Source organism: Azonexus hydrophilus, assembly GCF_001956855.1.
GTDB lineage: Bacteria > Pseudomonadota > Gammaproteobacteria > Burkholderiales > Rhodocyclaceae > Azonexus > Azonexus hydrophilus_A.
In genome coordinates, this window is the sequence record NZ_MTHD01000003.1 from 404,108 (window position 1) to 421,872 (window position 17,765).

The 17,765-nt window shown below is 61.6% G+C and carries 20 protein-coding genes; 13 read left to right on the top strand and 7 right to left on the bottom strand.

What is annotated here, in order from left to right; genetic code table 11:
- The first annotated feature begins 22 nt into the window (after nucleotides 1-22).
- The 5 genes from ilvB to BJN45_RS10675 all read left to right on the top strand — a co-directional run bounded on the left by ilvB (nucleotide 23) and on the right by BJN45_RS10675 (nucleotide 5,751).
- On the top strand, nucleotides 23-1,723 hold the full coding sequence (ilvB, locus tag BJN45_RS10655) for a biosynthetic-type acetolactate synthase large subunit (RefSeq protein WP_076095008.1): 1,701 nt from the start codon (nucleotides 23-25) through the stop codon (nucleotides 1,721-1,723).
- A gap of 18 nt (nucleotides 1,724-1,741) precedes the next feature.
- Entirely contained in the window at nucleotides 1,742-2,233 is a 492-nt protein-coding gene (gene ilvN / locus BJN45_RS10660) for an acetolactate synthase small subunit (RefSeq protein WP_076095010.1), read from the top strand.
- A gap of 25 nt (nucleotides 2,234-2,258) precedes the next feature.
- A complete protein-coding gene (gene ilvC / locus BJN45_RS10665) occupies nucleotides 2,259-3,275 on the top strand; it encodes a ketol-acid reductoisomerase (protein ID WP_076095012.1) in 1,017 nt (338 codons plus the stop codon).
- A 162-nt stretch (nucleotides 3,276-3,437) separates the two neighbouring features.
- Nucleotides 3,438-4,190: a CDP-diacylglycerol--serine O-phosphatidyltransferase gene (gene pssA / locus BJN45_RS10670; RefSeq protein WP_076095014.1), complete on the top strand. Its 753-nt coding sequence runs from the start codon at nucleotides 3,438-3,440 to the stop codon at nucleotides 4,188-4,190.
- 16 nt (nucleotides 4,191-4,206) lie between these two features.
- Complete coding sequence (locus BJN45_RS10675; protein WP_076095016.1) at nucleotides 4,207-5,751, top strand: 2-isopropylmalate synthase; 1,545 nt, start codon at nucleotides 4,207-4,209, stop codon at nucleotides 5,749-5,751.
- Between the two features lie 27 nt (nucleotides 5,752-5,778).
- Here BJN45_RS10675 and BJN45_RS10680 read toward each other — a convergent pair whose 3' ends face one another.
- Genes BJN45_RS10680 through BJN45_RS10690 form a run of 3 tightly spaced genes read right to left on the bottom strand, consistent with a single transcriptional unit; the run spans nucleotide 5,779 to nucleotide 8,287 of the window.
- Nucleotides 5,779-6,144, bottom strand: coding sequence for a DUF2069 domain-containing protein (locus BJN45_RS10680; RefSeq protein WP_076095287.1), 366 nt, complete (start codon nucleotides 6,142-6,144; stop codon nucleotides 5,779-5,781).
- Between the two features lie 2 nt (nucleotides 6,145-6,146).
- Nucleotides 6,147-6,737: an NAD(P)H:quinone oxidoreductase gene (wrbA, locus tag BJN45_RS10685; RefSeq protein ID WP_076095018.1), complete on the bottom strand. Its 591-nt coding sequence runs from the start codon at nucleotides 6,735-6,737 to the stop codon at nucleotides 6,147-6,149.
- A 35-nt stretch (nucleotides 6,738-6,772) separates the two neighbouring features.
- Nucleotides 6,773-8,287, bottom strand: a complete 1,515-nt coding sequence (locus BJN45_RS10690) for a hypothetical protein (RefSeq protein WP_076095020.1) — start codon at nucleotides 8,285-8,287, stop codon at nucleotides 6,773-6,775.
- A 151-nt stretch (nucleotides 8,288-8,438) separates the two neighbouring features.
- On the opposite strand from BJN45_RS10690, the gene rpsP reads away from it, so the two are divergent.
- Genes rpsP through rplS form a run of 4 tightly spaced genes read left to right on the top strand, consistent with a single transcriptional unit; the run spans nucleotide 8,439 to nucleotide 10,374 of the window.
- Nucleotides 8,439-8,693 (top strand): 30S ribosomal protein S16, encoded by a 255-nt coding sequence (gene rpsP, locus BJN45_RS10695; protein ID WP_011288794.1) that lies wholly within the window; start codon nucleotides 8,439-8,441, stop codon nucleotides 8,691-8,693.
- A 28-nt stretch (nucleotides 8,694-8,721) separates the two neighbouring features.
- Complete coding sequence (gene rimM / locus BJN45_RS10700; RefSeq protein ID WP_076095290.1) at nucleotides 8,722-9,219, top strand: ribosome maturation factor RimM; 498 nt, start codon at nucleotides 8,722-8,724, stop codon at nucleotides 9,217-9,219.
- Entirely contained in the window at nucleotides 9,216-9,980 is a 765-nt protein-coding gene (gene trmD, locus BJN45_RS10705; protein ID WP_276205213.1) for a tRNA (guanosine(37)-N1)-methyltransferase TrmD, read from the top strand. Before rimM ends, trmD begins: the two co-directional genes overlap by 4 nt.
- Nucleotides 9,981-10,002: 22 nt before the next feature.
- Nucleotides 10,003-10,374, top strand: coding sequence for a 50S ribosomal protein L19 (rplS, locus tag BJN45_RS10710; protein ID WP_076095022.1), 372 nt, complete (start codon nucleotides 10,003-10,005; stop codon nucleotides 10,372-10,374).
- A gap of 127 nt (nucleotides 10,375-10,501) precedes the next feature.
- Here rplS and folE2 read toward each other — a convergent pair whose 3' ends face one another.
- Genes folE2 through xseB form a run of 4 tightly spaced genes read right to left on the bottom strand, consistent with a single transcriptional unit; the run spans nucleotide 10,502 to nucleotide 14,302 of the window.
- Nucleotides 10,502-11,296: a GTP cyclohydrolase FolE2 gene (gene folE2 / locus BJN45_RS10715; protein ID WP_076095024.1), complete on the bottom strand. Its 795-nt coding sequence runs from the start codon at nucleotides 11,294-11,296 to the stop codon at nucleotides 10,502-10,504.
- 17 nt (nucleotides 11,297-11,313) lie between these two features.
- On the bottom strand, nucleotides 11,314-13,179 hold the full coding sequence (gene dxs, locus BJN45_RS10720; RefSeq protein WP_430793422.1) for a 1-deoxy-D-xylulose-5-phosphate synthase: 1,866 nt from the start codon (nucleotides 13,177-13,179) through the stop codon (nucleotides 11,314-11,316).
- Between the two features lie 2 nt (nucleotides 13,180-13,181).
- The gene (locus BJN45_RS10725) at nucleotides 13,182-14,042 is read right to left on the bottom strand and encodes a polyprenyl synthetase family protein (RefSeq protein ID WP_076095293.1); all 861 of its coding nucleotides are present in this window, start codon (nucleotides 14,040-14,042) and stop codon (nucleotides 13,182-13,184) included.
- Nucleotides 14,043-14,062: 20 nt separating this feature from the next.
- Nucleotides 14,063-14,302 carry an exodeoxyribonuclease VII small subunit gene (gene xseB, locus BJN45_RS10730; protein WP_076095026.1) on the bottom strand — a complete coding sequence of 80 codons (240 nt, stop codon included), beginning with the start codon at nucleotides 14,300-14,302 and terminating at the stop codon, nucleotides 14,063-14,065.
- A gap of 100 nt (nucleotides 14,303-14,402) precedes the next feature.
- On the opposite strand from xseB, the gene BJN45_RS10735 reads away from it, so the two are divergent.
- From BJN45_RS10735 to BJN45_RS10750, 4 genes are all read left to right on the top strand, one after another.
- On the top strand, nucleotides 14,403-15,539 hold the full coding sequence (locus BJN45_RS10735; protein WP_076095028.1) for an aromatic ring-hydroxylating oxygenase subunit alpha: 1,137 nt from the start codon (nucleotides 14,403-14,405) through the stop codon (nucleotides 15,537-15,539).
- Nucleotides 15,540-15,615: 76 nt separating this feature from the next.
- Nucleotides 15,616-16,467 carry a DMT family transporter gene (locus BJN45_RS10740; RefSeq protein WP_076095030.1) on the top strand — a complete coding sequence of 284 codons (852 nt, stop codon included), beginning with the start codon at nucleotides 15,616-15,618 and terminating at the stop codon, nucleotides 16,465-16,467.
- A gap of 27 nt (nucleotides 16,468-16,494) precedes the next feature.
- Complete coding sequence (locus BJN45_RS10745) at nucleotides 16,495-16,845, top strand: STAS/SEC14 domain-containing protein (RefSeq protein ID WP_076095031.1); 351 nt, start codon at nucleotides 16,495-16,497, stop codon at nucleotides 16,843-16,845.
- Nucleotides 16,842-17,681 carry a sulfurtransferase gene (locus tag BJN45_RS10750; protein WP_240494547.1) on the top strand — a complete coding sequence of 280 codons (840 nt, stop codon included), beginning with the start codon at nucleotides 16,842-16,844 and terminating at the stop codon, nucleotides 17,679-17,681. Before BJN45_RS10745 ends, BJN45_RS10750 begins: the two co-directional genes overlap by 4 nt.
- Nucleotides 17,682-17,765: the final 84 nt, after the last annotated feature.

Below are 17,765 nucleotides of genomic sequence, written 5' to 3' on the forward strand. Positions count from 1 at the left end.
TAACAGCTTTTTAGGCTCGAGTATGATGATCAGCGGTGCAGAAATTGTAATCAGGTGCCTGCAGGAAGAAAAGGTCGACTGTGTATTCGGATACCCGGGTGGTTCCGTGCTGCACATCTACGACGCCCTTTTCAAGCAGGATGAGGTCAAGCACATCCTGGTCCGCCACGAGCAGGCAGCAGTGCATGCTGCTGATGCCTATTCGCGCTCCTCGCAGCGGGTTGGCGTTGCGCTGGTGACCTCCGGGCCCGGCGTTACCAATACGGTGACCGGTATCGCGACGGCGTACATGGATTCGATCCCGATGGTCGTGCTGTGCGGCCAGGTGCCGACCCAGTACATCGGCCAGGATGCTTTCCAAGAGTGCGACACGGTCGGCATCACGCGGCCCTGCGTCAAGCACAACTTCCTGGTCAAGGACGTCAAGGATCTGGCGATCACGATCAAGAAAGCCTTCCACATCGCTGCGACCGGGCGTCCCGGTCCGGTTGTCGTCGACATCCCGAAGGACATCACGGCGCAGATGTGCGAGTTCGATTACCCGAAGACGATCCAGATGCGTTCGTACAATCCGGTAGTCAAGGGCCATCTCGGTCAGATCAAGAAGGCCGTGCAGATGCTGCAGGAGGCCAAGCGCCCGATCATCTACACGGGCGGTGGCGTGATCCTGTCCGATGCGGCCGACAAGCTGACGCAACTGGCGCGCAAGCTCGATTTTCCGGTCACCAACACGCTGATGGGCCTGGGCGGCTATCCTGCCACCGACCGTCAGTTCGTCGGCATGCTCGGCATGCACGGCACCTTCGAAGCCAACAACGCGATGCATTACGCCGATGTGATCCTCGCTGTTGGTGCCCGCTTCGACGACCGCGTCATCGGCAACCCTGAGCATTTCGGCAGCGAAAAGCGCCGTGTCATCCACATCGACATCGATCCGTCGTCCATTTCCAAGCGCGTCAAGGTTGACGTGCCGATCGTCGGCAATGTGCCGGACGTGCTCGACGAAATGCTAAAGCTGATGGATGGCGGTTTCAGGACCGATCCGGAAGTCGCCGACTGGTGGAAGCAGATTGACGAATGGCGTGGCCGCAAGTCGCTGGCCTATCGCCAGAGCGAGCACATCATGCCGCAGTTCGTCGTCGAGAAGCTTTACGAAGTGACCGGTGGCGAAGCCTTCATTACCTCCGACGTCGGCCAGCACCAGATGTTTGCCGCGCAGTACTACAAATTCGACAAGCCGCGTCGCTGGATCAACTCTGGTGGCCTGGGTACGATGGGTGTCGGCCTGCCGTACGGCATGGGTGTGCTGATGGCCAATCCGGAAGCGCAAGTCGCCTGCATTACCGGCGAAGGCTCGATCCAGATGTGCATCCAGGAGATGTCTACCTGCAAGCAGTACGGCTTCCCGATCAAGATCATCAACCTGAACAACGGCATGCTCGGCATGGTCCGCCAGTGGCAGGAAATGTTCTATTCCAAGCGCTACTCGCAGTCCTACGTCACCTCGCTGCCCGATTTCGTCAAGCTGGCCGAGGCCTATGGCCACGTCGGCATGAAGATCGAAAAGCCGGAAGACGTCGAGCCGGCGCTGCGCAAGGCCTTTACCGAACACAAGGACGACCTGGTCTTCATGGATTTCATCATCGATCCGGGTGCCAACGTCTTCCCGATGGTCGCGGCAGGCAAGGGTCTGACCGAAATGATCCTGGCTGAAGAACTGTAAGCGGGCAAGGAAAACACTATGCGACACATCATTTCCATCCTGATTGAAAACGAATCGGGCGCCCTGTCCCGTGTGGCCGGCCTGTTCTCCGCGCGCGGCTACAATATCGAATCGCTGACCGTGGCACCGACGGAAGATCCCTCGCTGTCACGGATGACCATCCTGACCTCCGGCTCCGACGAGGTGCTCGAGCAGATCACCAAACAGCTCAACAAGCTGGTTGATGTGGTCAAGGTGGTCGATCTCTCCGAGGCTGCGCATGTCGAGCGCGAACTGATGCTGATCAAGGTTCGGGCGACCGGCAAGGACCGCGAAGAGATGAAGCGGATGGCCGATATTTTCCGCGGCCGCATCATCGATGTCACGGAATCGACCTATGTCATCGAGTTGACCGGAGCAAGCACCAAGCTTGACTCCTTCATTGCCGGACTGGATGCCGGTCTGATTCTCGAAACCGTCCGTACCGGTGTCTGTGGCATCGGTCGTGGCGATCGCATTCTCAAAGTCTGATTACTGCTTTTTACAAGAGGATTTCATGAAAGTTTATTACGACAAGGACGCCGACCTCTCCCTGATCAAGGGCAAGAACGTCACCATCGTTGGCTACGGTTCGCAAGGCCATGCCCACGCCCAGAACCTGCGCGATTCCGGCGTCAACGTCACGGTCGGTCTGCGCAAGAGCGGTGCTTCCTGGGCCAAGGCCGAAGGCGCCGGTCTGAAGGTTGCCGAAGTCAAGGATGCCGTCGCCGCCGCCGATCTGGTCATGATCCTGCTGCCGGACGAGAACATCCCGGAAGTCTACAAGAATGACGTCGAGCCGAACATCAAGCAGGGTGCAACCCTGGCTTTCGCGCACGGTTTCAACGTGCATTACAACCAGGTCGTGCCGCGTGCCGACCTCGACGTGATCATGGTCGCGCCGAAGGGCCCGGGCCACACCGTGCGTTCCGAGTACCTGAAGGGCGGCGGCGTGCCGTCGCTGATCGCCATCTACCAGGACAAGTCCGGCAAGGCCAAGGACATCGCCCTGTCCTACGCTGCTGCCAACGGCGGCACCAAGGGTGGCGTCATCGAGACCAACTTCCGCGAAGAAACCGAAACCGACCTGTTCGGTGAGCAGGCTGTTCTGTGCGGCGGTGCCGTCGAACTCGTCAAGATGGGCTTCGAAACCCTGACCGAAGCCGGCTACGCGCCGGAAATGGCCTACTTCGAGTGCCTGCACGAGCTGAAGCTGATCGTCGACCTGATGTACGAAGGCGGCATCGCCAACATGAACTACTCGATCTCGAACAACGCCGAGTACGGCGAGTACGTGACTGGTCCGGAAGTCATCAACGAGCAGTCGCGCGAAGCCATGCGCAATGCCCTGAAGCGTATCCAGACCGGCGAGTACGCCAAGATGTTCATCCTCGAAGGCCGTACCAACTATCCTTCGATGACGGCACGTCGTCGCCTGAATGCGGTGCATCCGATCGAGACGGTCGGCGGCCAGCTGCGCGACATGATGCCGTGGATCAAGAAGAACAAGCTGGTCGACCAAACCAAGAACTGATCGGGTTGTCGCCAGCCAGGTAGCGCATTGTTGTCAACACTCGGTTGCACTGATGCGCTACCTTCGCCTCGGGCGGTGTGGGAAACTGCACCGCCCTAGTCATTTGTGGTTTTTGCCGGCGCCGGGTGTATCCTTTTCCGGTTGCCCACTGATTGTTTGCCCATGACCGAACTCAAGCCCCGTAAAGCGTTGTTCAACCCCGAGCTCAAGCGGCGCGGCATTTATCTGTTGCCGAACATGTTCACCACGGCAGCGCTGTTTGCCGGTTTCTTTGCCATCGTGCAGGCCATGCAGGGCGATTTCGAGCGGGCGGCGATGGCCATCTTCATCGCCATGGTGCTCGACGGACTCGACGGCCGGGTGGCGCGGATGACCAACACGCAGTCGGCTTTTGGCGCGGAATACGACTCGCTGTCCGATATGGTCAGCTTCGGGGCCGCGCCGGCACTGGTGATGTACGAATGGGCGTTGCGCGATCTTGGCCGCCTTGGCTGGATCGCTGCCTTCATCTACTGTGCTGGTGCCGCATTGCGCCTGGCGCGTTTCAACACAACGCTGGAAGTCATGGACAAACGCTTCTTCCAGGGGCTGCCATCACCGGCTGCCGCTGCGCTGGTGGCCGGCCTGGTCTGGGTGATGATCGTTGCCGGCGTTCCCGGTGCCGACGTTCGCTGGCTGGCCTGCGTGCTGACCATCGCCGCCGGTGTGACGATGGTTTCCAACATCCGTTACTACAGCTTCAAGGACATCAATCTGAAGAAGAGTGTGCCGTTCTTCGTCATTGCAGCGGTCGCACTGGGTTTTGCGCTGCTGGCCTACAGTCCTGAAATCGCCCTGTTTGCCTTCTTCGTCGTCTACGGCCTGTCCGGTTATGTGCTGGCCGCTATCGGTCTGCTCAAGCGCAAGGCCCAGTAATTCCCCGGAGTAGAGAATGAAAGATCATCTGGTAATTTTTGACACCACGCTGCGCGATGGTGAGCAGAGCCCCGGCGCGTCGATGACCCGGGAAGAAAAGATCCGTGTTGCCCGGCAACTGGAAAAGATGCGGGTCGATGTCATCGAGGCTGGCTTTGCTGCGGCCTCGCCCGGTGATTTCGAATCGATCCAGGCGATTGCGCAGGCGATCAAGGATTCCACCGTCTGCTCGCTGGCCCGCGCCAGCGAGAACGACATCGCCCGCTCCGGCGAGGCGATCCGGCCGGCGAAATCCGGCCGCATCCACACCTTCATCGCCACCAGCCCGATCCACATGGAGAAGAAGCTGCGCATGACGCCCGATCAGGTGGTCGAGCAGGCCGTCAAGTCGATCGGCTGGGCGCGGCAATATACCGACGATGTCGAGTTCTCAGCCGAGGATGCCGGCCGTTCGGAAATCGATTTCCTGTGCCGGATCTTCGAGGCGGTGATCAAGGCCGGTGCCAAGACCATCAACGTGCCCGACACGGTCGGTTACAACATCCCGTCGCAGTACGCCGAAACGATGCGCCAGTTGATCGAGCGCGTGCCGAATTCGGACAAGGTGATCTGGTCGGTGCATTGCCACAACGACCTCGGACTGGCCGTATCCAATTCGCTGGCCGCCGTGCTGGCCGGCGCCCGTCAGGTCGAATGCACGATCAACGGTCTGGGCGAGCGGGCCGGCAATGCCGCGCTGGAAGAAATCGTCATGGCCGTGCGCACGCGCGCCGATGTCTTCCCGGTCGAGACGCGCATCGACACGACACAGATCGTTTCCGCCTCCAAGCTGGTGTCGCAGATCACCGGCTATCCGGTACAGCCGAACAAGGCGGTCGTCGGTGCGAACGCCTTCGCTCACGAGTCCGGCATTCATCAGGATGGCGTGCTCAAGCATCGGGAGACCTACGAAATCATGCGCGCACAGGATGTTGGCTGGGCGCAGAACAAGCTGGTGCTTGGCAAGCATTCCGGGCGCAACGCCTTCAAGTCGCGCCTGCAGGAACTGGGTATCGAACTGGAGAGCGACGAAGCGCTGAATGCGGCGTTCGCCCGTTTCAAGGAACTCGCTGACAGGAAGCACGAGATTTTTGACGAGGACCTGCATGCATTGGTTTCCGACGAGGTCGTGACGCCGGAGCAGGAACACTACAAGCTGGTGTATTCACGGGTGACTTCGGAAACCGGGGAAATGCCGTGTGCGTCGATCATCCTCAATGTCGGTGGTGTCGAGCAAAAGGCGGAAGCCTGTGGCGGCGGGCCGGTCGATGCGACCTTCAAGGCCATTGAAAGCATTGCCGGCAGTGGTGCGGAGCTGCTGCTTTACTCGGTCAATGCGATCACCACCGGTACCGATGCCCAGGGCGAAGTGACGACGCGGCTGGCCAGGGACGGGCGCATCGTCAATGGCAATGGTGCCGATACCGACATCGTCATCGCCTCGGCGCGTTCCTACCTGAACGCGCTGAATAAGCTGGCATCGACGCTGGACAAGGTCAGGGCGCAGGGCGACGATATCTGAGCGCTCTGGGCACAAGAAAAAACCGCGTCAGGTCGACGCGGTTTTTTTTGCTTCCGGATTCCGTGTCGACCGGATGAACATCACCGCGCCGACGAAGATGATTACCGCAAGAACGGTTTCGCCAGCCGCCAGCCACTGTGTCAGGCCCTGTTCGCTCGTCGAACGGGTCAGGCCTTCGAGCAGGTAGAACTGGATGAACAGCGACAGCCATTTGTAGGTGTAGCGCTTGCCGCGCAGGATGCCGAACAAGGGGGCAAGCAGGAAAACAGCCTTCAGGGTCAGCCAGGAGCCGCCGGGGCGCAGTGGGGCCAGCCAGGCCTCCCAGGCAAGACACAGGAAGATCAGGGCGATCAGGGCGATGCTGGTCAGGTTCTGATAAAAGCGCGTGTTCACGGTCAACCCAGTTTTTTGACAAGATTTGCCAGGCGCTGTCCCTGGACGAAGGCCAGATGACTTTCGCTCTCAGCCAACACCGGGTTGCCGCCGGTGCCGGCGACGTGACTGGCGCCGTAGGGGGTGCCGCCGGCGCTGGTGGTCGATAGTTCGGGTTCGCTGTAGGGCAGCCCCATCAGCAGCATGCCGTGGTGCAGCAGGGGCAGCATCATGCTGAGCAGTGTGGCTTCGTTGCCGCCGTGCTGGCTGGCGCTTGACGTGAAGACACAGGCCGGCTTGCCGGCAAGCGTGCCGTTCTGCCAGGCGGCGATGGTGCCATCCCAGAAATATTTCATCGGTGCCGCCATGTTGCCGAAACGGACCGGGCTACCCAGCGCCAGTCCGGCACACTCCTCAAGATCACAGGCTTCGGCGTAGGGGGCGCCGTGCGCCGGCATGCCGGGCTCGCTGGCTTCGCACAGGGGCGATACCCGTGGCACGGTACGCAACCGGGCCTGTACGCCGGGAACCGAGTCGATGCCGCGGGCCAGCCGTTCGGCCAGCGCCCGGACGGAGCCGTGATGGCTGTAATAGAGGACGAGTATGTCGTGCATGGGCCGGGATTATACGTCCTGGCGTCAGCGCCCTGTCAGTCCTCATCCTCAGGGCGGACCGAGAAGATTTCCACCGAGCTGGTCTGTTCATCCATTCCGGTTGTCCGGATTTCTCGAATGGCCAGGTTGTCCTGTTCGATCAGCAGGACGACGCGCCGACTGCTTGTCGTCAGCAGCCCGGGAGGCACGACCAGTGACTGGGTGGTGCGCAGTGGTGGCGTTTCCGGGAGGATCAGGGCGGCGACACGTTCTGCGCCAAGTTTGTAAGGCTGGGCGACCTGCGCGACGATCGCACGCGATGCAAGCAGTTGCAGCCCGACTTCGACATGTTCCGGATTTTCCGAGATTGCCCAGCGGATGATGCAGACGTGCCAGTGCTTGTCGAGGGACTTCAGCTCGCCTTGTGGCTGGATGGCGACGATGTCGCCAACCCGCAACTGGGTGGTGTTGCCGGTCATGTGCATCAAGGCGAAGCCATCCGGGCTTTCGTTGGTCACCATCCATTCGCTGAGGCTGGCATCTGTTTCCGGGTGCTGCAGCAGTCGGCACAGCGTGTCCAGTCCGGAACACAGGTGGGCACGGTAGGACTGGCGACGGCGGGTGAAGCGTCGCTTCGCCGGATGTCCCCAGAGTTTCTCCAGCCGTTTGAGTACGCCCTGGCCGGCGCGGGTGCTGGCAAAATCAGGCAGCGACAGGGCGGCCGGCGTGCTGCCGGCGGCGAGCGCACGATAGGTTTCCACAACGTATCGGGCCATGTCGGCGCAGGAAAAATACAGTGGCTGGATGTCGCTTCCCGGCGTGCGGCGAACCAGGGCGTGCGCCGGGAAGTCCCGGTCGAGATCGATCCAGAACGCGTTGTCGAGCGGTTCGATCATCGATTCGCTGAGCGCGATGCTGTGTCCGCTTTGTTCGACCAGGGTATTGATGAACTCCAGTTCATCCGAGGAGAAGGATGCCGGCTGGGCAATCGCTGTCAGCAGGATGTTGGTGTACAGGCGCTGGATGCTGGCCGTTTCCCTCGGGCCGTCGAGATGTTCGACACCGAGCCGGCGGGCGGTGCGAAAGGCGGCGTGGAGTTGTTGCCAAAGTCCGGGGCGGGGCGGGGATGCGATCAGGTGGTGGATGCGGATCTGCCAGGCGATTGACAGCATGGCACGGCGCAGGGAGGTTTGCGGGGTGCTGCCGAGGGTGTTGCCTTGTGGGTCGTAGAGGGCGGCCAGGGTGTTGAAATAATCCTGAGTCAGCGTTTCCAGAAGCTCCAGGATCAGGCGGACCCGCTGCCGGGTCTTGCGCGAGATCGGCAGTGACAGTTCGTTGAGCCGGGGCAGCTCGATACGCACGACTTCTTCGGTGTGCGCATAGAGCAGATCAAGCAACTTGACTCGCTGTGTCGTGGAAACCGGGGCTTCGCGCAGGTAGAGGACCTGGCGCAGCAGCTCCTCGGAATCTTCAGGCGTGGAGCGGCCATGCGCCAGCGCCAGCCACTCCAGAATGCTCTTGATGCTGCCTTCGGCGGGCTGGGCGATGCCGTTTTGTGGGGTTTTGACCATGGTTTCTGAAGGATAGCAAAAAAAAGCATTTCGCCCTATTGTCGGGTCTTCCCGGCACGCTCCTGGCGAAAGAAGCTGGGTAAGTGGCTTGTTTTTTATCGTTTTAAAGATATAATCTCGCGTCTTTTTCCCAGCTAACGAAAGTATCCCAATGGTTGTTATCCGTCTTGCCCGTGGTGGCGCCAAGAAGCGCCCGTTCTACAACATGGTTGTTACCGATTCCCGTAACCGTCGTGACGGCCGTTTCGTTGAGCGCATCGGCTTCTACAACCCGGTTGCCTCCGGCAATGCTGAAGCCCTGCGTGTTTCCGTGGATCGTCTGGCCTACTGGCAGAGCAATGGCGCCCAGTTGTCGCCGACGGTTGCCCGCCTGGTCAAGCAACACGCTGCCCAGCAAGCTGCCTGAGTCGTTTCTGGCTTTGACCGGCAACGATATCGTCGTTCTGGGTCGCCTGGCTGACCCTTACGGGATTCGGGGCTGGCTCAAGTTGCATGCCTATGGGGATGATCCCATGGCATGGGCGGAAATGCCGGTCTGGTGGATCGGCAAGGAAGGTGGCCCGTGGCGTGAAGTCAGGGTCAGCGAACTGAAGGTTCATGGTGATGGTGTGGTTGTCCTGCTGGACGACGTGCCTGACCGGACTGCTGCCGAAGCCCTGAAAGGCATGTTGGTCGGTGCGCCACGCGAAATGTTGCCGGCGACCGCTGACGATGAGTATTACTGGGGCGATCTGATCGGCCTGGCAGTGGTGAATGCGGCAGGCGAAAAGCTTGGCCAGGTTTCGGGATTGATCGAGACCGGTGCCAATGATGTTTTGCGCGTCGCTGATGAAAGCGGTAATGAGCGGCTGTTGCCTTTTGTCGACGCCGTGGTGCTGTCGGTTGACAAGGCGGCGGGCCTGATTCGCGTGGAGTGGGGTCTGGACTGGTGATCCGGTTCGACTGCGTGACCATCTTCCCGGAGATGTTCGCTGCCGTGACGCAGAGTGGCATTACCCGGCGGGCGCTGGAAGAAGGGCACTGGGCATGGGCCGGCTGGAATCCTCGCGATTTCGCCGAAAATGCCTGGCGGCGGGTTGATGACCGCCCCTTTGGCGGCGGGCCGGGCATGGTGATGCAGCCAGCGCCGCTGGAAAGCGCGATTGCCGCAGCGAAGGCGCGGCAGCGGGAAGCGGGTCTGGCGAGCAGCCGGGTCATCTATCTGTCGCCGCAGGGCGCGCCACTCACGCATGAGCGGGTGATGCGGCTGGCGACTGCAGGCGAAGGTATTGTCCTGCTGTGCGGCCGCTATGAAGGCATTGACGAGCGTCTGATCGAGCGCTGTGTCGATGAGGAAATTTCGATCGGGGATTTTGTGTTGTCCGGCGGCGAGTTGCCGGCGATGGTGTTGATCGATGCCGTCGTCCGTCAGTTGCCGGGCGTACTTGGTGATGCCGCTTCGGCGGTGGAAGATTCGTTTGTCGGTGGTTTGCTGGATTGCCCGCACTACACCCGCCCGGAGGTTTATCAGGGCGTGGCGGTGCCGGCGGTGTTGATGTCCGGCGATCACAAGAAAATTCGTCGCTGGCGACTGCAACAGTCGCTGGTGCGAACCCGGAAGCGCCGCCCGGATTTGCTGGCGCACCGCAGCTTGACCGCGGAAGAAACGCAACTCCTCACGGAAATTTCCGGAGCGGAGCAATGCGGTGAGTAATGTTTTATAAAAAGGATCTCACATGAACCTGATTCAACAGCTGGAACAAGAAGAAATTGCCCGCCTGGGCAAGACCATTCCCGACTTCGCACCGGGCGACACCGTTGTCGTTCAGGTCAAGGTCAAGGAAGGCAATCGCGAGCGTCTGCAGGCTTACGAAGGCGTCGTCATCGCCAAGCGCAATCGTGGCCTGAATTCCGGCTTCACCGTGCGCAAGATTTCGTCCGGTGAAGGCGTCGAGCGTACCTTCCAGACCTACTCGCCGCTGGTCGCTTCGATCGAAGTCAAGCGTCGTGGTGATGTGCGTCGCGCCAAGCTGTACTACCTGCGCGATCGTTCGGGCAAGTCTGCACGGATCAAGGAAAAGCTGCCGGCGAAGAAGGTTTCTGCCTGATCGACGGTTTGCTGCAGGACAGGAAAAGGGGCTTCGGCCCCTTTTTTTCGTCTGGCAGAAATGTCAGGCAACAAAAAAGAGGCCGCAGCCTCCTTTTTTTGATGAATTCTGCGGTCGACCGCAAGAATCAGCCGTTTTTCTTGTCGCGTTCGATCAGGGCATACGCCGAGTGGTTGTGGATCGACTCGAAGTTTTCCGATTCGACCACGTAGGCATCGACGCGTGCTTCGGCATTGAGGCGGGCGGCGACGTCGCGGACCATATCCTCGACGAACTTCGGATTGTCGTAGGCACGCTCGGTGACGTACTTTTCGTCCGGACGCTTCAACAGGCCGAACAGTTCGCACGAGGCTTCGGCTTCGACCAGCTGGACCAGTTCCTCGATCCAGACGAAATCGTTGGTGCGGGCGGTGACGGTGACGTGCGAGCGCTGGTTGTGGGCGCCGCGCTCGGAAATCTTCTTCGAGCAGGGGCACAGGCTGGTGACCGGGACGACGACCCTGGTCGAGGTGACGATCTCGCCGTTGCTGATGTCGCCGATGAAAGTGACGTCGTAGTCCATCAGGCTCTGCACGCCGGATACCGGCGCCGTCTTGTTGATGAAGTACGGGAAATTCATCTCGATGTGGCCGGTTTCGGCTTCGAGCTTGACGATCATGTCCTGGAGCATGGCCGGGAAGTTTTCGACCGAGATTTCGCGTTCGTGGCTGTTCAGGATCTCCACGAAGCGCGACATGTGCGTGCCCTTGAAGTTGTGCGGCAGGCCGACGTACATGTTGAAGACGGCGATGGTGTGCTGGATGCCGGCGGCCTTGTCGCCAACTTTCACGGGGTGGCGGATCGACTTGATGCCGACCTTGTTGATGGCGATCTGGCGCGTGTCGGCCGAATTCTGGACGTCGGGAATTGAGGTAGAGGTCATTGGGCTGTTCTGTCGGGTTATGAATTGGCCAGGCGTTCGCGCACGCTGCGCACGATGCCGTCCTTGTCGAGGCCGAGCTCGGCGAGGAGCTGACCCTGTTCGCCATGATCGACGAAGCGATCCGGCAGGCCGAGACGCAGCACGGCCACGTTCAACCCGCGTTCGTTGAGTACCCGCTCGATTTCCGAGCCGGCACCACCAATCACGGCATTCTCTTCGATGCTGACCAGCAGGGAATGGTTCCCGGCCAGTTCGACAATCAGCTCGACGTCGAGCGGTTTGACGAAGCGCATGTTGGCGACCGTCGCGTCGAGTTCGTCGCCGGCGGCGACGGCTGCGGCAACCAGACTGCCGAAGGCGAGCAGCGCCACGCCCTGGCCCTGGCGGCGGATTTCGCCCTTGCCCAGCGGCAGCGTATCGAGCGCGGCTGACGGCACGACACCGGTGCCGGCACCGCGCGGGTAGCGGACCAGACTCGGTCCGTCGTGGGCGAAGGCGGTCGACAGCAGTTGCCGGCATTCGGCTTCGTCGGCCGGTGCCATCACCACCAGGTTCGGGATGCAGGCGGCAAACGACAGGTCGAAGGTGCCGTGGTGGGTCGGGCCGTCGGCGCCCACCAGGCCGCCGCGATCGACGGCGAAAACCACCGGCAGGTTCTGCAGCGCGACGTCATGGATCAACTGGTCGTAGGCGCGCTGCAGGAAGGTCGAATAGATGGCGACGACCGGTTTCAGCCCTTCGCAGGCCATGCCGGCGGCAAAGGTGACGGCATGCTGTTCGGCGATGCCGACATCGTAGTAGCGGTCGGCGAACTCGTTGGCGAAGCGGACCATGCCGGACCCTTCGCGCATCGCCGGGGTGATGCCGATCAGGCGGGAGTCGGCGGCCGCCATGTCGCACAGCCAGTCGCCGAAGACCTGGGTATAGGTCAGCTTGCCGGGGCCCTTGGCGGACTGGATGCCATCGCAGGCGGCAAACTTGCCGACGCCGTGGTAAAGGATGGGATCGCTCTCGGCCAGCTTGTAGCCCTGGCCCTTCTTCGTGATCACGTGCAGGAACTTCGGGCCCTTGAGCTTCTTCAGGTTTTCCAGCGTCGGGATCAGCGCGTCGAGGTCGTGACCGTCGATCGGGCCGTAGTAATGGAAGCCGAATTCCTCGAACAGCGTGCCCGGGGCGATCATGCCTTTGACGTGCTCTTCGGCGCGGCGCGCCAGTTCGAGCAGCGGCGGGGCGAAGCCGAGCATGTGCCGGCCGGCTTCGCGGGCCGCGTTGTAGGTCTTGCTCGAGGTCAGCCGGGTCAGGATGTTGTTTAGCGCGCCGACCGGCGGCGAGATCGACATCTCGTTGTCGTTGAGGATGACCAGCATGTCGGCATCGCCGACGCCGGCGTTGTTCATCGCCTCGAAAGCCATGCCGGCTGACATTGCGCCGTCGCCGATGATGGCCACGACCTTGCGCGCCTCGCCTTTGAGCCGGGCGGCGTGGGCCATGCCCAGCGCGGCCGAGATCGAGGTCGACGAATGACCGACGCCGAAGGTGTCGTATTCGCTTTCGCAACGCTTGGGAAAACCGGCGATGCCACCGCGCATGCGCAGCTTCTCCATGCCTTGGCGGCGACCGGTCAGGATCTTGTGCGGGTAGCACTGGTGGCCGACGTCCCAGACCAAGCGGTCGGTGGGCGTGTCGAAGACGGCATGCAGGGCGATCGTCAGTTCGACGGTGCCGAGATTGGACGACAGGTGGCCGCCGGTCTGCGACACCGATTCGATCAGGAAATCCCTTAGTTCGCTGGCCAGTTGGGCGAGCTGCTTGCGCTCCAGGGCGCGTAGTTCGGCCGGACTGTTGATGCTTTCAAGCAGGGCGTGTTTGGACACTGCGGTCATTTTCAGAATTGCCGGTGGCAGATGAAATCGGCCAGCCGGGTAAGTCGATCGGCACGTTCGCCGAATAGAGACAGCGCAGCCAGGGCTTCGGTTCGCAGTTCCTCGGCGTAGCTGCGGGCACCCTCCAGGCCGAGCAGCGCAACATAGGTCGGCTTGTCGGCGGCTTCGTCCTTGCCGGCGGTCTTGCCCAGCGTGGCGGTGCTGGCGGTGCAGTCGAGAATGTCGTCGACGACCTGGAAGAGCAGGCCGGCGCGCTTGGCGAAACGGTCGAGGTGGCTGCGTTCGTCGGCCGACAGTGGCTGCCCGGCCAGCGCGCCGAGGAGTACGGCGGCGCGGATCAGGGCGCCGGTCTTCAGCGCGTGCATCAATTCCAGTTGCGGCTGCTCCAGCGGTGTGCCGACCGACGCGAGGTCGATCGCCTGGCCGCCGGCCATGCCGCGTGAGCCGCTGGCATGGGCGAGCAGCGCGATCATTTCCAGTTGCCGGTCGCCGAGCGGATGGCTTGCCAGCAGTTCGAAGGCCAGCGTCTGCAGGCTGTCGCCGACCAGCAGCGCGGTCGGTTCGTCGTATTCGACGTGGCAGGTCGGCCGGCCGCGGCGCAGCACGTCGTCGTCCATGCACGGCAGGTCGTCGTGTACCAGCGAATAGGCGTGGATCAATTCGACGGCACAGGCGACGATGTCGAGTTTTTCCGGGGTGGCGCCGGTCAGTTCGCCGGCGGCGAAAGCCAGCAGCGGACGCACGCGCTTGCCGCCACCGAGCGTTGCATAGCGCATGGCGTCGTGCAGGCGGTGCGGGATACAGTCGCTGCCGGGCAGGTGGTGGGCCAGGGCGGCCTCGGTACGGGCCTGGGTGGCGGCCATCCAGTCAGCAAAGGGAACGCTCACTGAGCCTCCAGCGTGTTGCGGTCGACTTCCTTGAATTCGCCATTTTCGAGCATGCGGATCTGTTCCTCGGCATGGGTCAGTTGTTGCTGGCAATGCCTGATCAGGGCCATGCCGCGCTGATGGGCGGCAATCGAGGCGTCGAGTTCAAGCTGGCCGCCTTCCATGCCGGAGACAATGGCTTCAAGTTCGGCCAATGCTGTCTCGAATTTCATGTCGGCGATCGGAGTCTGGTCCATGGCATTCGGGTTCGGGGAAACGCGTGAAAATACTCCATTCGGGGCATTGCGGTCAAATTCGGGGTAAAATTTGACCCCTTTAACCCGCTGGAGCCTTGGAATGTCCGACATGGCGACGTCGTCCCGGTTGGCGCCCGCAGTTTCCCAACTGCCGGTGAACTGGTATTTCGATGAACGGATTCATGCACTGGAGAAAAAACTCATCTTCGATGCCGGTCCGGGCTATGTCGGTCACCAGTTGATGGTGCCGGAAGCGGGTGATTTTCGCACGCAGGAATGGAAGGACCATGGCCAGATGCTGCTCAACGGCGGCCAGGTCGGGCCGAATGCCGGCATCTGGCAGATGTCGAACGTCTGCCGCCATCGTCAGGCGATCATGCTGCAAGGCTCGGGCAAGCTCGAAGGGCCGGTGGTCTGTCCGATCCATCGCTGGACTTACGAACAGTCGGGTGAACTGATCGGCGCGCCGCATTTTCCGCAGAATCCCTGCCTGAACCTCGACAAGGCCAGGCTGGAAAACTGGAACGGCCTGCTCTTCAAGGGTCCGCGTTCGGCCAATGCTGATCTTGGCGGCATGAACGTCGCCCGCGACCTCGATTTCACCGGCTACAAGCTCGACCACGTCGAGATGCACGAGTGCAATTACAACTGGAAGACCTTCATCGAGGTCTATCTGGAGGATTACCACGTCGTGCCCTATCACCCGGGTCTCGGCAATTTCGTTACCTGTGACGACCTGACGTGGCAATTCGGTGACTGGTACTCGGTGCAGAAGGTCGGCATCACGTCGCTGATGAAGGATTCTTCGTCCAGTGCCTACAACCGCTGGCAGAAGGTCGTCCGCGAGTACTACGGTGACCGCGGCGAGACGCCGCCGCAAGGCGCGATCTGGCTGACCTACTACCCGAACATCATGGTCGAGTGGTATCCGCACGTGCTGGTCGTGTCGACGCTGATCCCGCAGGGGCCGGACAAGACGATGAACGTCGTCGAGTTCTACTATCCCGAGGAAATCGTCGATTTCGAGCGCGAATTCATCGAAGCCGAGCGTGCCGCCTACATGGAAACGGCGATCGAGGACGACGACATCGGCGAGCGCATGGACCGCGGCCGCAAGGCGCTGCTGGCCGAAGGGAAGAACGAGGTCGGCCCGTACCAGAGCCCGATGGAAGACGGCATGCAGCACTTCCACGAGTTCTACCGCCGGATCATGCAGAAGGACATTGAAGCGCGCTGAGCGTTTTGGGCCAATTTCTGCGGTCGACCGGGGCGTCGGGGTAAAATCCGGCGCCCCTTGTCATTTCGAGTACTGCATGCAATCCCTGTGGATGATCGCCGCCAGCTTCCTGTTCGCCTGCATGGGCGTCTGCGTCAAGCTGGCTGCCGAGACTCATTCGGCGGTCGAGATCACCTTCTGGCGCAGTTTCATCTCGCTGCTGCTGATGTACGGTCTGGTCCGCCTGCGCGGCGTGTCGCTGCGGACAGAGCACTGGCGCTGGCAGATCACCCGCGGGCTGGTCGGCTTTGTCGCGCTGTTCTCCTATTTCTACGCGATCACACTGTTGCCGCTGGCAACCGCGGTGACGCTCAATTACACCTCGGCGATCTTCCTCGCGCTCTACCTGGTACTGGCCGGCTGGCGCATGCGTACCGGCATGCTCGGCGCGCTGGCCGTCGGCCTGGCCGGTGTCGTGCTGTTGCTGCGGCCGACGCTGCAGGCGGAGCAATTGTTCGGCGGTCTGGTCGGCCTGGGTTCGGGCGTGCTTGCCGGCATGGCCTATTTCAGCGTGCGCGAACTGGGGGCGCGCGGCGAACCGGAAACCCGCACGGTGTTCTATTTCGCCCTGGTGTCCACGATCTGTTCAGTGGTCTGGCTGGCTTTTAGTGAAATTCATGCGGTCGACCGCGATAGCGGACTGATTTTGTTCGGTGTCGCCGGCTTTGCCACGCTCGCGCAACTGGCGATGACACGTGCCTATTCGCGTGGCAAAACCTTGATGTCGGCGACGCTGGCCTACAGCACGGTCATTTTTTCCAGCCTGGCCGGGGCGCTGTTCTGGGGCGAGGTGCTGCCGGCATCGGCCTGGGCGGCAATCGGCCTGATCGTGCTGTCAGGCATTGCAGCGACGCATTTTTCGCGTGCCAGCCCGGTGGAGCAGGATTAAACTGGCAGCAACAACAAGGAGAGAACCATGATCGTCATCGACCACAAGGCCCACCGCGTCAATGTTTCCGTCTTCGGCGAATTCACGCTGGCGGACTATCGGGAGTTCGAGGAAGTCGTCAATTACAAGATCAAGTTTGAAGGTCCGGTCGATCTTTATTTCGACCTGAGCAAGATGGGCACGCTGACGCTGGACGTCGCCTGGGAAGAAGTGAAGTTCTCGCGCGCCCATGCCAACGATTTCAACCGCGTGGCCGTCGTCACCGACAGCGAGTGGGTGACTTGGAGCGCGTGGATCTCCCAGACCTTCGTCAACGCCGATGTCCAGGTTTTCGATGATGCCGCCGAGGCGGATGAATGGCTGGAGTCCGAGGATTGAGTCAGACCACCGTCGTTGCCCCCGAACTGCTGCAGGCGCAGCTCGGCCATCCGGACTGGCTGGTCATCGATGTCCGTCATCAGCTGGCCGATGTCGGTTACGGCGAGCGCAGCTATGCCGAAGCACACATTCCCGGCGCCTTCTTCCTGCACTGTGACCGCGATCTGTCGGCGCCGATGACCGGCAGCAACGGGCGGCATCCGCTGCCTGACCCGCAGCAACTGGCGGCTCGTCTGGGCAGCATCGGCATCGGTCGGCAAACCCAGGTCGTGGTCTATGACGACGCCCAGGGCATGATTGCCGGGCGCCTGTGGTGGCTGTTGCGCTGGCTCGGTCACGAGGCCGTTGCCGTGCTCGATGGTGGCTGGCAGGCCTGGCTGGAAGCTGGCGGTGCAGTCAGCGCCGAGCTGCCGCAGCCGACGCCCTGCGCTTTTGTGCCGGTGCAGCGCAATTTTGCGGTCGACGCGCAATTTGTCCGGAAAATGCTCGAAGCGCCGTCGATGCGTCTGGTTGACGGACGGGCCGCGGACCGCTTCCGTGGCGAGAACGAAACCATTGATCCGGTGGGCGGGCATATCCCCGGCGCCGTCAATCGCTTCTTCCGTGACAATCTGGCGGTCGACGGCCATTTCAAGCCGGCCAGCGAACTTGCCGCCGAATGGCGGAATATCCTTGCCGGCGAAAGTGCGGAAGCGGTTGTGCATTACTGCGGCTCCGGCGTTTCCGCCTGCCACAATATCCTGGCGATGGAAATCGCCGGCCTGTCAGGTTCACGTCTGTACGGCGGTTCGTGGAGTGAATGGTGCGCTGACCCGCAGCGGCCGGTGGCGCGCTGAGTCAGGTACCGACTCGGTTACGCATCCATCGGGGCAACCGGGATGTTTTCCACCGGTTGCTGCCGTCATGGAGGAAAAAGAGTG

What these genes read in the sequence shown, in the direction of transcription:
- wrbA (WP_076095018.1), bottom strand. Translation starts at nt 6,737, where the DNA reads ATGCACGACATACTCGTCCTCTATTACAGCCATCACGGCTCCGTCCGG.
- BJN45_RS10740 (WP_076095030.1), top strand. Translation starts at nt 15,616, where the DNA reads ATGCAATCCCTGTGGATGATCGCCGCCAGCTTCCTGTTCGCCTGCATG.
- ilvN (WP_076095010.1), top strand. Translation starts at nt 1,742, where the DNA reads ATGCGACACATCATTTCCATCCTGATTGAAAACGAATCGGGCGCCCTG.
- BJN45_RS10725 (WP_076095293.1), bottom strand. Translation starts at nt 14,042, where the DNA reads ATGGCCGCCACCCAGGCCCGTACCGAGGCCGCCCTGGCCCACCACCTG.
- ilvC (WP_076095012.1), top strand. Translation starts at nt 2,259, where the DNA reads ATGAAAGTTTATTACGACAAGGACGCCGACCTCTCCCTGATCAAGGGC.
- BJN45_RS10745 (WP_076095031.1), top strand. Translation starts at nt 16,495, where the DNA reads ATGATCGTCATCGACCACAAGGCCCACCGCGTCAATGTTTCCGTCTTC.
- xseB (WP_076095026.1), bottom strand. Translation starts at nt 14,302, where the DNA reads ATGGACCAGACTCCGATCGCCGACATGAAATTCGAGACAGCATTGGCC.
- rplS (WP_076095022.1), top strand. Translation starts at nt 10,003, where the DNA reads ATGAACCTGATTCAACAGCTGGAACAAGAAGAAATTGCCCGCCTGGGC.
- dxs (WP_430793422.1), bottom strand. Translation starts at nt 13,179, where the DNA reads ATGACCGCAGTGTCCAAACACGCCCTGCTTGAAAGCATCAACAGTCCG.
- ilvB (WP_076095008.1), top strand. Translation starts at nt 23, where the DNA reads ATGATGATCAGCGGTGCAGAAATTGTAATCAGGTGCCTGCAGGAAGAA.
- folE2 (WP_076095024.1), bottom strand. Translation starts at nt 11,296, where the DNA reads ATGACCTCTACCTCAATTCCCGACGTCCAGAATTCGGCCGACACGCGC.
- BJN45_RS10675 (WP_076095016.1), top strand. Translation starts at nt 4,207, where the DNA reads ATGAAAGATCATCTGGTAATTTTTGACACCACGCTGCGCGATGGTGAG.
- rpsP (WP_011288794.1), top strand. Translation starts at nt 8,439, where the DNA reads ATGGTTGTTATCCGTCTTGCCCGTGGTGGCGCCAAGAAGCGCCCGTTC.
- BJN45_RS10690 (WP_076095020.1), bottom strand. Translation starts at nt 8,287, where the DNA reads ATGGTCAAAACCCCACAAAACGGCATCGCCCAGCCCGCCGAAGGCAGC.
- pssA (WP_076095014.1), top strand. Translation starts at nt 3,438, where the DNA reads ATGACCGAACTCAAGCCCCGTAAAGCGTTGTTCAACCCCGAGCTCAAG.
- BJN45_RS10735 (WP_076095028.1), top strand. Translation starts at nt 14,403, where the DNA reads ATGTCCGACATGGCGACGTCGTCCCGGTTGGCGCCCGCAGTTTCCCAA.